General features: G+C 68.8%; 14 protein-coding genes. 6 read left to right on the forward strand and 8 right to left on the reverse strand.

The features are described 5' to 3' along the window. Positions 1-36 precede the first annotated feature (36 nt). From AWC02_RS11385 to AWC02_RS11395, 3 genes are all read left to right on the forward strand, one after another. Entirely contained in the window at positions 37-918 is an 882-nt protein-coding gene (locus AWC02_RS11385; RefSeq protein ID WP_085128885.1) for a lysophospholipid acyltransferase family protein, read from the forward strand. A 63-nt stretch (positions 919-981) separates the two neighbouring features. Continuing rightward, positions 982-1,545: a TetR/AcrR family transcriptional regulator gene (locus AWC02_RS11390; RefSeq protein WP_085128886.1), complete on the forward strand. Its 564-nt coding sequence runs from the start codon at positions 982-984 to the stop codon at positions 1,543-1,545. 127 nt (positions 1,546-1,672) lie between these two features. Beyond that, positions 1,673-3,175: a bifunctional phosphatase PAP2/diacylglycerol kinase family protein gene (locus tag AWC02_RS11395; protein ID WP_085128887.1), complete on the forward strand. Its 1,503-nt coding sequence runs from the start codon at positions 1,673-1,675 to the stop codon at positions 3,173-3,175. A gap of 5 nt (positions 3,176-3,180) precedes the next feature. Here AWC02_RS11395 and AWC02_RS11400 read toward each other — a convergent pair whose 3' ends face one another. The 8 genes from AWC02_RS11400 to AWC02_RS11435 form a co-directional block, all read right to left on the reverse strand. Further along, positions 3,181-4,560: an acyl-CoA dehydrogenase family protein gene (locus AWC02_RS11400; RefSeq protein WP_085128888.1), complete on the reverse strand. Its 1,380-nt coding sequence runs from the start codon at positions 4,558-4,560 to the stop codon at positions 3,181-3,183. A 100-nt stretch (positions 4,561-4,660) separates the two neighbouring features. Continuing rightward, the gene (locus tag AWC02_RS11405; RefSeq protein ID WP_046320704.1) at positions 4,661-5,152 is read right to left on the reverse strand and encodes an SRPBCC family protein; all 492 of its coding nucleotides are present in this window, start codon (positions 5,150-5,152) and stop codon (positions 4,661-4,663) included. Between the two features lie 11 nt (positions 5,153-5,163). Next, entirely contained in the window at positions 5,164-5,496 is a 333-nt protein-coding gene (locus AWC02_RS11410; RefSeq protein ID WP_046320711.1) for an ArsR/SmtB family transcription factor, read from the reverse strand. A gap of 63 nt (positions 5,497-5,559) precedes the next feature. Continuing rightward, positions 5,560-6,540 carry a PE-PPE domain-containing protein gene (locus AWC02_RS11415; protein ID WP_237160433.1) on the reverse strand — a complete coding sequence of 327 codons (981 nt, stop codon included), beginning with the start codon at positions 6,538-6,540 and terminating at the stop codon, positions 5,560-5,562. A gap of 108 nt (positions 6,541-6,648) precedes the next feature. Then, on the reverse strand, positions 6,649-7,839 hold the full coding sequence (locus AWC02_RS11420) for a cytochrome P450 (protein WP_085128889.1): 1,191 nt from the start codon (positions 7,837-7,839) through the stop codon (positions 6,649-6,651). A 17-nt stretch (positions 7,840-7,856) separates the two neighbouring features. Next, the gene (gene mhpA / locus AWC02_RS11425; RefSeq protein WP_085128890.1) at positions 7,857-9,401 is read right to left on the reverse strand and encodes a bifunctional 3-(3-hydroxy-phenyl)propionate/3-hydroxycinnamic acid hydroxylase MhpA; all 1,545 of its coding nucleotides are present in this window, start codon (positions 9,399-9,401) and stop codon (positions 7,857-7,859) included. A 13-nt stretch (positions 9,402-9,414) separates the two neighbouring features. Further along, positions 9,415-10,353, reverse strand: a complete 939-nt coding sequence (locus AWC02_RS11430) for a fumarylacetoacetate hydrolase family protein (RefSeq protein ID WP_085128891.1) — start codon at positions 10,351-10,353, stop codon at positions 9,415-9,417. After that, complete coding sequence (locus AWC02_RS11435) at positions 10,350-11,480, reverse strand: VOC family protein (RefSeq protein ID WP_085128963.1); 1,131 nt, start codon at positions 11,478-11,480, stop codon at positions 10,350-10,352. Before AWC02_RS11435 ends, AWC02_RS11430 begins: the two co-directional genes overlap by 4 nt. 107 nt (positions 11,481-11,587) lie before the next feature. Between AWC02_RS11435 and AWC02_RS11440 the strand changes: the two genes are divergently transcribed. From AWC02_RS11440 to AWC02_RS11450, 3 genes are all read left to right on the forward strand, one after another. Beyond that, the gene (locus AWC02_RS11440; protein WP_085128892.1) at positions 11,588-12,280 is read left to right on the forward strand and encodes a TetR/AcrR family transcriptional regulator; all 693 of its coding nucleotides are present in this window, start codon (positions 11,588-11,590) and stop codon (positions 12,278-12,280) included. A gap of 163 nt (positions 12,281-12,443) precedes the next feature. Continuing rightward, positions 12,444-13,424 carry a PE-PPE domain-containing protein gene (locus tag AWC02_RS11445; protein WP_085128893.1) on the forward strand — a complete coding sequence of 327 codons (981 nt, stop codon included), beginning with the start codon at positions 12,444-12,446 and terminating at the stop codon, positions 13,422-13,424. Positions 13,425-13,484: 60 nt separating this feature from the next. Further along, complete coding sequence (locus tag AWC02_RS11450) at positions 13,485-14,993, forward strand: serine hydrolase domain-containing protein (RefSeq protein ID WP_207568044.1); 1,509 nt, start codon at positions 13,485-13,487, stop codon at positions 14,991-14,993. The last annotated feature ends 18 nt before the right edge of the window (positions 14,994-15,011 follow it).

Consider the following 15,011-nt stretch of genomic DNA (forward strand, 5'->3'; position numbering starts at 1 on the left):
CCGCAGCGCCCGCCCCCAGAAAGGAACGTCACGCAGATGAGCAGTGCCGCCGTGATCGATTCACCCGAAGTTCTCGCCCAACGCTCGCCGCGCACCCCCCGGGAGCGGCTCCTGCGGACCGTGCTCACTGCTGCGGCCGACAGCCTGGAACCGGTGATGAGCCTGTATCAGCCCTACGTCGAGGGTCTGGAGAACCTGCCGGCCGACGGCCGCTTTCTGCTGGTGGGCAACCACACGCAGGTCCCAGCCGCTGAAATGGTCATGATCCCCTATTTCGTGCGCCAGGCCCTCGGAAAACAGGTGCGCGCCCTGGCCGACCGCCAGTTCGGCAAGGGCGGCAAGCTGCAAGCCGACCTGGTGGCCGCCTACGGCGCCGTCATCGGGTCCCCCGAGGCCGCCGCCGCGCTCATGGAGGCCAACGAGCCGATTCTGGTGTTCCCGGGCGGCGGGCGGGAGATCTCGAAATTCAAGGGCGAGCAGTACCAGCTGCGGTGGGACAACCGCTACGGCTTCGCCCGCGTGGCCATCGAGCACCAGTACCCGATCGTGACCGCCGCCCTCATCGGCGGGGACGACCTCTACACCAGCATGACCACCCGCGACGGGCTCTACGGCCGGGCCAGCGAGTGGATCAGCCGACGCCTGGACGGCCGGCCCGACATGGCCATGCCGCTGCTGCGCGGTGTCGGCCCCACGCTGTTGCCCCGCGCGCAACGTATGTACCTGCGTTTCGGACCGGCCATCACCACCACCCGGCCCGCGGACACCAGCCCGGACGCCTGGATCGCGCAGGTCAAAGAAGACACTGCGACACAGTTGGAGGCAGATCTGCTCGACCTGCAGAACATCCGTGCCGCCGACCCCTACCGCGCGCTCAATCCGCTGGCGTGGCGCTCAGCTGCTCGGCCGGCATCATGACCGGGGCCCCGCGGTGTCGTTGCAACGGCCCTCGAACCCGCACCGCTGGCTAGGATTCCCTCGATGCGAAAACGAGCAGAACTACGCGACGAGATCCTCGCCGCGGCTCGCGCAGAGTTTGCCCGCCACGGCCTGGCCGGCGCCCGCATCGACCGGGTGGCCAAAGAAGCCCGGGCAAGCAAGGAGCGGCTCTACGCCCACTTCGGGGACAAGGAGAACCTGTTCCGCGAAGTGGTCGCCGCCGACACCGCGCAGTTCCTGGGCGCAGTCGTCCCGCGCCCCGAAGCGCTGCCCGAATTCGTCGGCGACATCTACGATCTCGCCCGCACACATCCCGAACACATCCGCATGATCACCTGGGCGCGGCTGGAGGAGCTAGAACTCATCCCGCCCGACCCGGACAAGTTGCCGGCAATCGGGTCCGCCGTCATCGCCGCCGCCCAGGCCAGCGGCCATGTCGATCCCCATTGGGATCCCGACGAGCTTTTGGTCATGCTTTTCGGCATCGGCATGGCCTGGGCCACCTGGCTGGACCCCAACGCCGCCACCGACAAAGCGGACACCGTCGCAGCACGCCGAGCGGCCGCCGTCGAAGCCGCTACCCGGCTGATCACCGCGCGCAACTGAGGCTCCCCCCACCCCGGTGCGGGAGCATCGGGGGAATTTCTCGATCGCCAAATGGGTATAGGGCTCCCGGTACGGCGCCTGCGACGGCGCCTCTGGACCCAGGAGCACTGCCGTGGCCGACCTAGCGATGACACCGTTTCCCCGCCGCCGTTCCGGCCTCGAGCAGATCACCGAAGGTCTCGCCGAACTCGACGCCGAGGTGTTCGAGGCGATCGCACATTCGCCGAGCCGGCTGCTCGACACCACCATGCCCGCGCTGACCCGCGCGGCCGACCACTCCAAACTGTGGCTGGCGCTGGCCGCAGCCATGTCGGTGACCGGTGGCCCGGCCACTCAGCGCGCCGCCGCCCGCGGGGTGGTCAGCCTGGCGCTCACCAGCCTGGTGACCAACCAGGTGATCAAGCGCATCCAGCCGCGGGAGCGGCCGAACATTCTACTGGTGCCCCTGCTGCGGCGCGCCCGCCGGCGTCCCCTGTCGAACTCGCTGCCCTCCGGGCACGCCGCGAGCGCAGCGGCGTTCGCCATCGGGGTCGGTCTGGAGAATTCGCTGTTGGGCCTGCCGGTGGCCGGGCTGGCCGCCCTGGTCGGACTCTCCCGGATCGCCACCGGGGCCCACTACCCCGGTGACGTGCTGGCGGGGTTCAGCATCGGCGCCTCGATCGCGGTCTTGGGAGCAAAGCTGGTGCCGCCGATAGCCGCCCCGCCGCCACAGCGCGCCACCGCGTTGCGTGTCCCCGCGACCGGGCGCCCCGACGGAGCCGGCGTGACGTTGGTGGTCAATCCCGAATCGGGCGGCGGGCGCGCCGCCAAGGTGGCAGCGCAGGTGCGCAAAGCCCTGCCGGCCCTGTCCGTCGTCGAGGTGAACTCGTGCGACGACTTGGCGGAGGCGTTGCGGCGCGCCGCCGATACCGCCGACGTGCTCGCCATCGCCGGGGGCGACGGGTCGGTCGCCACAGCCGCCCACGTGGCGGTGGAACACGATCTGCCGCTGGCGGTGTTTCCCGGCGGCACACTGAACCACTTCGCCCGCGACATCGGCTGCGACACCACCGCCAAAACCATCCAGGCGATCGCCGAGGGCAGCCTTTCCCGCGTGGACGTGGTGCGCTTCAACTCGGAGACCACCGTGATCAACACCGCCAGCATCGGCGCGTACCCGTCCTTCGTCCGGCGTCGAGACCGGTTGCAGGGCAAGCTCGGCAAGCCGATGGCCAGCGCCTACGCAATGCTGATGACGCTGCGCCGCGAACAGCCCGTACGTATCGCCTTCGACAACCAGACCGTGCAGACATCGCTGTTCTTTCTCGGCAACTCGGCCTACCAGCCCGACGGCTTCGCGCCGGCGGTGCGGCAGCGCATGGACGACGGGCTGTTGGACGTGCGCATCCTGGAGAGCGGGCGCCGGTGGTCCACCCTGCGCGTCCTGGGGTCGTTGCTGACCGGACGCCTGCAGCGCAGCCGGCTCTATCACGAGCTGCGCGTCCCGCAGTTCAGCTTCACCGCAGTCGAGGGACCGTTACCGATCGCTCACGACGGGGAGGCCGACACCGATTGCACCCAAGCAGATTTCGCGGTCTGCTATCGCGCCCTGCAGGTGTATCGGCCACTGCCCTTCGCCGGGCGCCGATAGCCCACTCATCTCGGCGGCTGCAGCACTTTCATGGCTGCCCGCAGCACTGGTGCGGGGATGCGATGCTGCATCGCCAACGCGCCGGCGGCCGCCCGGGTGCGCAGCGGTGTACCGCGGCCGAACATCCGGTTCAACGGTCCGCCCGACGGCTCGATCTCGACGTGCAGTGGCGGTGTGCCCACCGAAGCGCCCAGCGCTTGAGCTATCACCATCTGCTGAATCTCACTGGTCCCCTCGAAGATGGTGTACAGCTTGGCATCTCGGTACCACTTTCCCACCGGGTGGTCGTTGATGTAACCCCATCCGCCCAGGGTCTGCACGGCGCGCTCGGTGACGCGCACCGCGGTCTCGCTGGCTGCCAGCTTGGCCATCGATCCCTCACCGCGGGAGAACTCGATGCCGCTGGCCGCCATCCACGACGCCCGCCAGGTCAGCAGCCGCGCGGCATCGACCGCGGTGGCGAGCTCGGCCAGCGGGAAGGCGATGCCCTGGTTGTCGATGATCGGCCCGCCGAAGGCCTCGCGCCGGGTGGCGTAATCGGTCGCGTATTCCAGTGCGGCACGCGCGATCCCGATCGCCTGTGCAGCCACCATCGGCCGGGTCTGCTCGAAGGTGCTCAGTGTCGCCGAGTCTGGCCGCACAGCCCCGGCGGCGATCTCGCGGGCTCTGGCGAGTTTGTGGTCGAGCCTGTCCTGCCCGCCGAGCAGATTCTCGCCCGGAATGCGAACCCCGTCGAACCGCAGTTCTGCGGTGTGGGAGGCCCGGCAACCCAGCTTGTCGAGTTTGCGCACCATTTCCAGCCCGGGCACGCCGCCGGGGACGACGAACAGTGCCTGGCCGCGGTGGCCCAGCTCCGGGTCGACGACGGCGTTGACCACGTGCACGTTGGCGATTCCGCCGTTGCCGATCCACATCTTGTGCCCGTCGATGATCCAGTCGTCGCCGTCGCGGCGGGCGGTGGTGCGCAGATTGCGCACGTCGCTACCGCCTTCGGGCTCGGAGATCGCCAGCGCCGCGAGCTTGAGATCGCCTGGCGTACCGAAGCATTCGGGCGCCCACTGCAACATCTGTTCTGGGGTTGCGGCCTGTCCGATCGCCGAGAGCGCCAACGCCGGCATCACGATCGCCAGACCGATTCCGGCGCAGCCCCAGAACAGTTCTTCCATGAACATCGGCAGCGACAGTCCCGTGGCATCGCCGATCAGGTCCCGGTAGAACAGCGGGCTGTAGAAGCCGCGGGTGGCCGCCTCCTGCAGAACCGGCCACGGAAACTCCTGGCGCTGGTCGTAGTCCAAGGCGACCGGCCGAATGACCGACTCGGCGAACTGATGGGCGCGACGGGCCAGATCATGCTGCGCCGCTGTCGGTGTCAGGTCGAAGGCCATGGCGGGTTCCTTGCCGTCCTTGCGGCCAGCTGTAGCCGCCCGTATGGCTGGGATTGCCACCCCGACGCCCGCTCAAACGCGTCGGGGTGGCGCCGCCGCGTCAATTCACCGAGGCGACCACGGTGTCGATCTGATTCAGCGCCGAGGTCGCGCCCTCGACGACACCCATGTCCAACACCTTCTGGAGATCCTCGGCGGAGGCATATGTCCCCACGTATGTCGCGCGGGTTCCACCTTCGTGCTCGGTGAAGGTGTAGACGTTCCTGGAGGTCGGCATCTGCGGGTCCGGGTTGAAGTCCAGATCGGCGAAGCCGTCGTCGAAGGTGAAGCTCCGCGGCTCGTCGACGGAGATGATCTGCCAGTATCCGGCGTACTTCTCACCGTCCGGGCCGGTCATGAAGTAGTTCGTGCGGCCGCCGGGAGCGAGGTCGTGGTCGACCACGGTCGCGGGAAATGTCGGCGGCCCCCAGACCTTTTCCAGCTGGCGCGGGTCGGCGTAGATCTGCCAGATTCGTTGCACCGGCGCGGCGAAGTCGGCGGTGATGGTCAAGGTCAGGGTCTCGAGGTCGTGTTGGACGTCGATCACAGGCATGGTGCGCGCTCCTAGCTCTCTTCGGATGAGATGAGTTCGTCGATACGCGCGATGCGACCACGCCACACCTGTTCCAACTCGGTGAGCATGGACGCCACCGAGCGCACCGCGGCGACGTCACCGCGGGCCAACTGCTCACGGCCGCTGCGGCGCTTGGTGAGCAGGCCCGACTTCTCCAACACGGCGACGTGTTTCTGCACCGCGGCGAAGCTCATCTCGTAGCTCACCGCGAGTTCGGAAACCGAGTGCTCGCCGGCGAGAACCCGGCGCATGATGTCCCGCCGGGTGCGGTCGGCAAGCGCGTGGAACAGGGCGTCCACCTTGTCGTCGTCGAGCGTGATCACCCGCCAATCGTACAACCATTTGGTTGTACGTTGTCAAGGTCGGCCGATTGAGCCCTGCTCGGGTCAGACCAGCGGGAACCAGTAGTCCAGGGTGTCCTCCACCCCGCCCCAGTCCAGGCCCATCCAGTCGGTGAAGAAGTCTTCGATCTTTCCGAAGCCGGCGTACACCATCTCCACGAGCGAGTTGAACAGACTGATCCACCAGCCGCTGTCGGTCAACCCGTTGCCAAATGCGGTGATCCAGGCGCTGAACTGATCGATCTCGCCCGAGATACCGATGTTGGTGATCAAGCCGTCAACGGTGACGGTGTGATCGGCGACCTGCTCCGGGGTCAGCCCCAGATACATCACATGTCCCCAGAACGTCCCGAGGATGGAGGCCGATGTGTAGTCCGAGACGGGGTCGCCGGGGAAGGTGTATGTGGTGGTGGTGAAGGCGTCGTTGGGCGTCTGGTTGCCGAACAGCAGCGAGGGATCGTTGGACAGCGACAGCTCGCCTTCGCTGTTGGGCCAGATGCCGTTGGCATCCGACGGGCTGCCGATGAACACGAAGTGCAACGCCTCCGGGTCCACGCCGTCGTGCGCCAGCTGCGCCATCGCGATCGAGCCGGCCGTGGCGCCCTGCGAGTACCCGAAGATCCACAACGGGTTGTCGGCGTCGTAGGCGTCGGGATTGGCGTTCAGTTCGGCGTGCACCGCCCGGACGATCTCGGCGGCACCGGCGAAACTGCTGTAGCCCTGCAGGAACAGTTGCGGCGTGGTCAGCACCCGCAGCGGACCGTCGCAGTCGCCGCCGCTGATGAAACACACCGTCGGGTCGTCGCCGGCGTCGAACCCCAGCGGCTGCAGGAACAGATCGGCCGCGGTTTGGGCGAATGTCGCCGACGGGGTGGGCATCATGGTGCCGCCGACGAAGATCGCGGTGTCCGACAGCAGGGCTATGCGGGGTGCATGCGTTGCCTGGGCGACAGGGGTTCCCACGACACCGGCGGCCAACAGGCCGGCGGCGACGAACGGCGCCAGAGCTTTCCGTGGTTGCATCATCCGCACTCCCCGCGACACCTAGATAAATACTCAGGAAACCTTAAAAGGCGACTGTGGCGATCATGACAGGGTCGCCCTAGCTGCGTCAACGCGGCGGCGCCGAGTCGCTCAGGCGGGGACGAGCCGCACCGGCAGGTGCCGGTGACGGCGAATGATGTTGTTGACCGCCCAGGCCGGTTCGCCGGTCAGCTCGATGCGGTCGACAAGCTCGATCAGGGCTGTCAGGACGGCCGCGGTCTCCAGCCGGGCCAAGCCCTGCCCGGCGCACGCGTGCGCGCCGTTGCCGAACCCGATGTGGCGTCCCGCATCGTTACGAATGTCGAAGACATCCGGGGCATTCCATTCGCGTTCGTCGCGGTTGGCCGAGGCGTAGATCAGCAGGACCCGAGCGCCCGCGGGCAGGCCGATGCCGGCGACCTCGTGGCTGTGCGCCGCTTTGCGGGTGAAGGCCCGCAACGGTGACTCGAAGCGCACCACCTCGTTGACCGCGTTGGGGATCAGCGTCGGGTCGGCCTTGAGCAGCGCCCACTGATCCGGGTGGGTGGCAAACAGGTGGATCGCGCTGGCGATGGCGCTGATCGTGGTGTCCAGCGACGGCCCGAGGTAGTCGATCAGCAGCGGCGCCACCTCTTCGAGGCCCAGTGCGCCTTCGTCGACGAAGCCGAGCAGGTCGTGGGCCATGCTGTCGGGCAGCACGTCGCGGCGGGCAGCGATCCGGCGGGCGAAGCGCAGCATCTGCAGGCTGCGGGGTATGGCTTTGGCGGCCTGCCAGTTGAGGGGCCCCAGGACATCGAATGTCGCTGCCGCCCAGTCCAGTAGATGGTCGCGTTGATCGTGTGGCCAGCCCACCAGGTCGGGCACGAAGGCCAGCGGCAGCGCGGTGGCGAGATCGGCGACCGCATCGATGTCTCCGCGGTGCACGGCGCGCTCGACGATGTTGCGGGCCCGCTGACCGACGCTGTCGCTCAGGGCGCGCAGCGCTCGGGGCATCATCCGGTGGGCAAGGAGTTTGCGCCGCCGGTCGTGTTCGGCGCCGTCGCTGTTGAGGGTGGTGCCTCGGGAGAGGCGATTGGTGGGCGGGTTGATCGCGACCCCGTGCCCGGACCTGTAGAGCGCGTCGTTGCGCAGCGCGGCCTTGCATTCGGCATATCGCGGCAGGGCGTAGAGCCGCTGCCGCGGCAGCCAGACCACGGGGCCGAGATCGCGCAACGCCCGGTAGTGCGGATAGGGGTCGAGGATCGCCGACCGGCTGTAGAGGCTGCGCCGGTACACCGGTACGTCCCTGGAGCGAGCGGGCACAGTGTGGTTCCTATTCGTCAGGGTTCGCGTGGGCACAGAAACAGCGGCACAGCCCGGCACACCGCGGTGACGTCGCGTCCGGCCACCATCACGGTGCCGTCGGGCCGTATAACGGCGGCGCTCACCCGATGCTGGGTCAGCCAGCGGGCCAGTTCGGTTCCCGGGGCAGCGAACACCGTCCGGGCTCCCCGGCTGTCGATCAGACCTCGCTGATCCGGTGTGAGCCCCTGCGTGGTCACCACGCCGAAACCCCGGCCCAGCTCCTCATCGAGCCGGCGTCCCGTCTCGAGCAGCGGGTTGGGGCACAACCGCCCGGCGATACGGCGGGTGTTCGCGGTCCGGCGCACCATGGGCGAAGAACGCAACGGCGGGGTCTGGGAGTCGGTGATCCTGGTGCGTAGGCCCGGCACCAGGTGCACCCTCGGCAGCGTCAGGCGCCGCAGTGCGCTGCCGAGTTCGCCGCCGGCGGTCATGGCGTGTCCGACGGTGAGCGCCAGGGAGATCATCTGGCGGGCATGGCGGGCCCGCTCGGTCTGGTAGCTGTCCAACAGGTTCGACGGCCAACCGCGGTGCAGGTGACCGGCGATCTTCCAGGCCAGGTTCATCGCATCGCGCAGACCGGCGCCCATCCCCTGACCGATGAAGGGCGGGGTGAGGTGCGCTGCGTCGCCGAGCAGAAACACCCGCCCGGACCTCCACCGGTCGGCGATCTGGGCCCGGAAGGTGTACTCGGCGACCCGCAGCAGCTGCAGATCGGTGTCGGCCACCTCGCGCGTCCAGGGTGCGATCAACGGCCGCAGCGCGGACAGTTCGGCGAAGTCTGCCGCCGACTCGTGTTCTGCCAGGGCGAATTCCCAGCGATACCGGCTCTGGCCGATCCGCATGTAGGTGCCGGCGCGCCGGCTGTCGCAGACCTGATGCACGCCTTCCCACTGATCCAGGTCCGCCGAGCACCCGACGTCGATCACCAGCCAGCGCTGATCGAACCTCCAACTGCGCATCCGGGCGCCGATCGCCGCGCGCACCATGCTGTTGGCGCCGTCGCAGCCCAGCACATAGTCGGCGGTGATCCGCGACGTCTCGCCGCTGGTCCGGTCGCGGATCCGCAGGTGCACGCCGTCGGCGGCCTCGGCGATCGCCAGCACCTCGGTGTCACCACGGAAGCGGGCCGTGGGAAAGCGGGCCAGGTTGCGCCGCAGCAGCTTTTCCAGCTCGGGCTGGTCGAACATGTTCGCGGCCGGAAAACCGTTGCGGGTCAATGCGGTGTCGCGGCTGAACTCGGCCAGCACGCGCTGTTGCCGGTCGATGAGCCGCAGCCCTTTGGCCGGGCGAGAGATTGCGGCGAATGCATCGGCGACACCGAGCCGCGCCAGGATTCGGCAGACCTCGTCGTCGAGGTGCACGGCCCGGGGCTGGGGGTATACCTGCGGCCACCGGTCGAGCACCAGGGTGTCGACACCGTATTGGGCCAGCAACGTGGCAGCGGTGATCCCGGTGGGGCCCCCGCCCACGATCGCGACCGCTACACGGTCGCCACCGCGGTGCCGGTCGGCAACCGTCATGGCATGCCGCGGGTCACGCGTGACGCACCGTCAGCCGCTGGGACCCCAGATCGATGGCACCGTCATCGGTGGCGGTCGAGGCTTCGACGATGTCGCCGTGTTGCAGGTACTTGCGGTTCTTGGCCTGCCGGGCGAAGAACGCCTTCCATTTGACCGCGGGCGGCAGCAGGTTGCCGATCAGCTCGATCGGCTTGGCGGGGGCACGCAGCGCGGTTCCCGCCGGCGTGCCGGTCAGGATGAGGTCGCCGGGGGCCAGCTGCTGGAATCGGGTCAGGGATTGCAGCGCCTGCAGGGGGCGGTACAGCATGTCGCCTTCCACCAGGCCGTTCTGGCGTTCCTCGCCGTTGACGCTCAGCCGCAGTCGCAGGTCGCCGAACCGGGCCAGCTCGGCGGCGTCGACGAGTACCAGCGCCGGCCCCACGGGGGTGAAGGTCGGGTAGGACTTGGCCTCGTAGAACTGGGTCTGCGGCAGTTGGACGTCGCGGGCGGAGACGTCGTTGGTGATGGTCAGGGCGGCGACATAGTCGGCCAGGTTCGCCTCGGTGATCACGGTGCCCACTGGGATGTCGCGGCCGATGACCAGGCCGATCTCCACTTCGTAGTCCAGCAGGCGCACGTGGGGCGGCCGGATGATCTCTGCGTAGGGATCGTTGAGCGACGCCGACGATTTGCGAAAGAAGGTCAGCGGAACGGCCTTGGGGTCCATCCCGGCGTCGATCACGTGGGATTCGAAATTGGTCATCTGGGCCACCACCCGGCAGGGCGTGGTGACCGGCGCCAGCAATTCCAGGTCGTCGACGGCGACGGTGCCTTCGGCGGTGGCGGCGGCCTCGATCGCGGACCGGTCGGCGAGCAGCTCGGCGGTACTGGTGGCCGCAGTGTCGATCTTGGCGGCACCGGTGGGCGTGCGTACCCACCAGGCGTTGGAGGTGCGCAGGACGGAAACGGTCATGAGACAGCTACTTTCAGCAAGCCGATGAGGCGTTTGAGGTCGAACTCGTTGTCGTGCCGTAGGGCGGTGAGCATGGCGGCCGCCTGGCGTCCTGCCGAACGGGGGCCGGCGTCGAGGAAGTCCTTGGTAGCCGGAGGGCCCCATTGGGCCAGGCCCGAGGCGGTGAACGGCGCCCAGCCGGGCTCCAGGGAGCTGTCGAAGACGTCGCCGTCGGCGTAGTGCTCGACCAGGAAGCCGTCGGGGTCGCGCCAGTAGTCGAAGAGCTGGCTGCCCTGGATATGGCGCCCGATGCCCCAGGACCGGACGTAGCCGCGCTCGTGCAGGTATTCGCCTCCGGCGGCCAGCGCGTCCAGGTCGGCGACCTCATAGGCCGAGTGCACGTACCGGTTCGCCGGGCCCAGCGCCAGGGCCAGGGTGTGGTGGTCGGTGGGGATGCTGCCGCGGTCGCAGCGGATGAAACTCATGGCCGGCCCGCGGTCGCGTTGGCCGGGAAAGTAGAGGAAGTCGCTGACGATCATTCCCAGCGTTTCCAGGTACCAGTTCAGCGTCTGCAGGTAGCGGGTGGACTGCAGGACGACATGCCCCAGACGCTGCACCCGGGCCGGTGCCCGCCGCGGACGCACTCCGGCGTTGATCCGTGCCGTGGCGCCCCCGGTGTTGGCGAGCTGCGGGGCTTGGGTGGGCGCAGCCGGCAGCGTGTGCATCCCGGCGACGACGGTGACGGCGGTCCCGCTGGGATCGGCCAGCGCCACCCCCACCCCACCGACCGATTCGGGCAGTCGGCGCACGGGCGCCCCGAGCTTGTCGGCCAGCCGGCGGACGTCGCCCTCGTCGGCGGCGCGTAGTGCGTAGCCGGCAAAACTTGTCTGCGGTCCACGCCGCAGAAACACGCAGGGCGCTCCGGGATCAGTGCCGCGCAGGTGCACCTGCCCGGGATCGCTGTAGGCGACGCTGAAGCCGAAGGCGCGGGCGAATGCCTCGGCGCGCACCAGGTCGGGTTTGTCGAACTCCAGCCAGGCGATGTCGACCACGCGGATGAGCGGGTCGCGGGCGCGGCCGGGGTGCTCGCCGCGTAGCGCGCCGCGGTCGCTGTGCAGATGCTTGTGCCCGTCTTCCACGCTTTGCACCGTCACCCTTCACCCCTCAACTGACGAAATCGTCACATACGACCAAAGCATCAGTCAACTGTGTTGACGAAATCATCAGGACTGAATTGCGGTGCTAGCCTGCACCCATGGATGCGCCCCCGCGCGACGTCGCCGAGCCGGCGACCGGCCCTTCCAACAGACTCGAACGACGCAAGTTGCGTACCCGCGCCGCCCTGATCCGGGCCGCCCAGGGCTTCATCGCCCAGGGCCGGCTCGCGGTGCCCGTGCTCGAGATCACCCAGGCCGCCGACGTGGGGATGGGCTCCTTCTACAACCACTTCGACAGCAAAGAGGAACTCTTCGCCGCAGCGGTCACCGACGCCCTGGACAACATCGGGGCCCTGCTGGACAGCTACACCGCAGACATCGCCGACCCCGCCGAGGCCTTCGCGGCCAACTACCGCCTCACCGGGCGACTGTTTCGCCTGCGCCCCCAGGAGACCGCGCTGCTGCTGGCCAACAGCAGCACGCTGATCCTGTCCGACCGCGGCCTGTCCCCCCGCGCACTGCGCGACATCACCGCGGCAGTCCAACAGGGCCGCTTCACGCTCACCGATCCCGAACTGGGCCTGGCCATCGCCGGAGGGGTGCTCGTCGGACTGGGAACGCTGCTGAGTCAGCGGCCCGACCGCGACACCGAAGCGACCGTCGATGCGGCAACCGAGCACCTGTTGACGACTTTCGGCATGAGTCCCGAACAGGCCCGACAGATCTGCGGCAAGCCCTTGCCCGACATGTCGGGGCTGCGCGATACACCGGCGCTCGGGACCCTCTCCTAGCCGCGGCGATCTCGACGGCGCCGCCACGACGCGGTGGTGTCGGCGGGCGTCCATTGACTTCGGCCGAGCGCCCCTGCGATGATCGCGCTCAGCTTGACCTTTGGATTTACTCGTCTGATTTTTAGCTACAGGTGACTGTGCGCCCCCGTCGGAAGGCCGCCCCGTGAAGCTGACCAAGGCCCTCGCTCCGATCGCGCTCGCCGGCACGGTGGCCGGCGGGGTGCTCGCGACACCGGTCGCGCACGCCACCCATGCCGACGTGAGCCTGCTCTCCGGCACCGCGTTCTTCGTCGGACCCACGACCCTGTCCACACCGTCGCCGACTTTCGCCCAGACCGCGGCCGACCTGTTCCTGCAGCCGCTGGGCTTCGACGGCGGTGAGGATCTGGACACCTGCGTCGTCGGCGCCGTGGTGTGTGACGCGCCGCTGCGCATCCTGTCCACCCCGGCGCTGATCCAGCAGGACCACAGCAGTTTCGTCGGCGCCGCCGAGATCGTCCGGGCGGTGCACGCCGAACTGGCCGCCAATCCCGACGCCTACGACGCCGAGAACCCGTTGTGGATCTTCGGCTGGTCGCAGGGCGCCACGGCCGGCTCGATCGCGATGGCGCAGCTGGCGCACGACGGCGTGGATCCGGAGGCGCTGCACTTCGTGTTCATCGGAAACCCGGTGGGCGCCGACGGCATCTCGCCCGGTGCAGGCGACGGGCCGCTCCCCGATTTTCTCGGCACCTCGCTGCTCTCGGGCGTCCAGACCCCGAACGACCTGTTCGCGACCACGTCCTACACCATCCCCGGCGACCCGGTCGCCGACCACACCTCGACCTCGCCGCTGGGGCTGCTCTACGAGCACATGATGTATCTGGGGCTGACCCCCGAGCAGGTGGCCAACCACACGGCGACCGCCGACGGTTTGATCACCGACATCGACATCTCCGGCGACTTCGACCAGTTCGGCGCCTGGCTCAATGCCTGGAGCCACGGTCTGGTGGACAGCAGCTGGTGGGAGGGCATCTTCTATTCCGTGGTGGCCTCGTTCTACAGCGTCTTCGGCAACATCGAGGACTTCTTCGGCGACTGGCTGGGCATCGACTGGGGCGGGGTGGAGCAGACCCTCGACTTCTGGTTCCCGCCGGACGCCTGACGCCGCCGCGACGATCAGAATCGCCTTCGCCGAACGGCCGACTCCGTCGATACTGGGACGGTGTCTCGCGCGCACATCAGCCGGGTCTGCGCCCTGGGCAGCATCGCGCTCGCCGTGGGGGCGGTGGCGTCGTGCAGCCACCCGGATCAGCCGCCGCCGGCCGGCAGCCCGTCCGCCACGGTGTCGGTCGTCCCGCGTCCGGATGCGCCCTACCTCCCACGCCAGGAGCTGGCCGCGCCGGTCGCGCAACTGATGAACGCCGCGATCGCGCTGCCGCGGCTGCCGGGTGCGGTAGTCCGGATCGGGCACGCCGGCACGGTCGTGCTCAGCCAGGCCTTCGGCGCGCGCAAGCTCGACGGCGAACCCGCGCTCGACGGCTCGCCGGCGCCGGCCGAGCCGATGACCGAGGACACGATCTTCGACATCGCGTCGTTGACGAAGTGCCTCGCGACGGCCGTCGCGGTCCTGCAGCTGTACGAGCAGGGCCTGGTCCAGATCGACGAGCCCGTCCAGACCTACCTGCCGGAGTTCAACGCGACCAATGACCCTCGACGCGCCCAGGTGACATTGCGCATGCTGCTCACCCACACCTCGGGTATCGGCGGCGATCTGAGCCACCAGGGTCCGTGGGGCCTGACCGAGGCCGACCAGGCCGGCGGTGTTCATCGGGCGCTGACCGCGCCGCTGGAGTTCGGCCCCGGCGAGCTGTTCCACTACTCAGACATCGGTTTCATCGTCCTGGGCGCGCTGGTCGAGACCATGAGCGGCCAACCGCTGGACACCTACGTGCGGGACAACGTCTTTGCGCCGCTGGGCATGGCCGACACCCGCTACCTGCCCGCCGCCAAAGCCTGCGGCCCACACCAGGTCCGCGGTACTGCCATTGCCGTGGACCCGAGCGCGTCCAGCGACGGCGAATGCCCGCCAGGTAGCTGGCACACCGACTTGTTGGCCCGCATCGCACCGACGGCGCACGACGAAGACACCCCCGGGATCAACCCCGACTTCGACCAACTGCTGCGCGGTACCGTGCAGGACCCGACGGCACGCCGCATGGGAGGGGTGGCCGGCAGCGCCGGCGTGTTCTCGACAGCCAGGGATATCGGCAGGTACGCCCAAGCCCTACTCGATCGGCTCGCCGGGCGCCCGAGCCCGTTTCCGCTACGCCGATCCACCCTGGAACTGATGACGACACCCCAGCAGCCCGGGCACGACCCCGCCCAGGTGGTGGCCGCGAACACCGCTGCGCAAGAGGCGAATGCGACGTCGCCCAATGCGGCCGATCCCCTGCTGTCCGCGAGCTATCCGGCGATCGCCGGACAGGATCTTCGCGGCCTCGGCTGGGACATCGACACCCCACACTCCCGGCCGCGCGGCATGATCTTTCCGATCGGCAGCTTCGGGCACACCGGGTTCACCGGAGTCACGCTGTGGATCGACCCGGGGTCGGACACCTACGTGATAGTGCTCGCCAACGTGATCCATCAGCGCGGAGGCCCGCCCATCGCCGGGCTCAGCGGTGATGTTGCCACCGTCACCGGCCGGGCGCTGCACCTGTACGGCAGCTGACGGGGCCGCCGTCCACCC

Origin of the sequence: Mycolicibacter engbaekii (genome assembly GCF_002101585.1) — a bacterium.
Taxonomy (GTDB): Bacteria; Actinomycetota; Actinomycetes; order Mycobacteriales; family Mycobacteriaceae; genus Mycobacterium; species Mycobacterium engbaekii.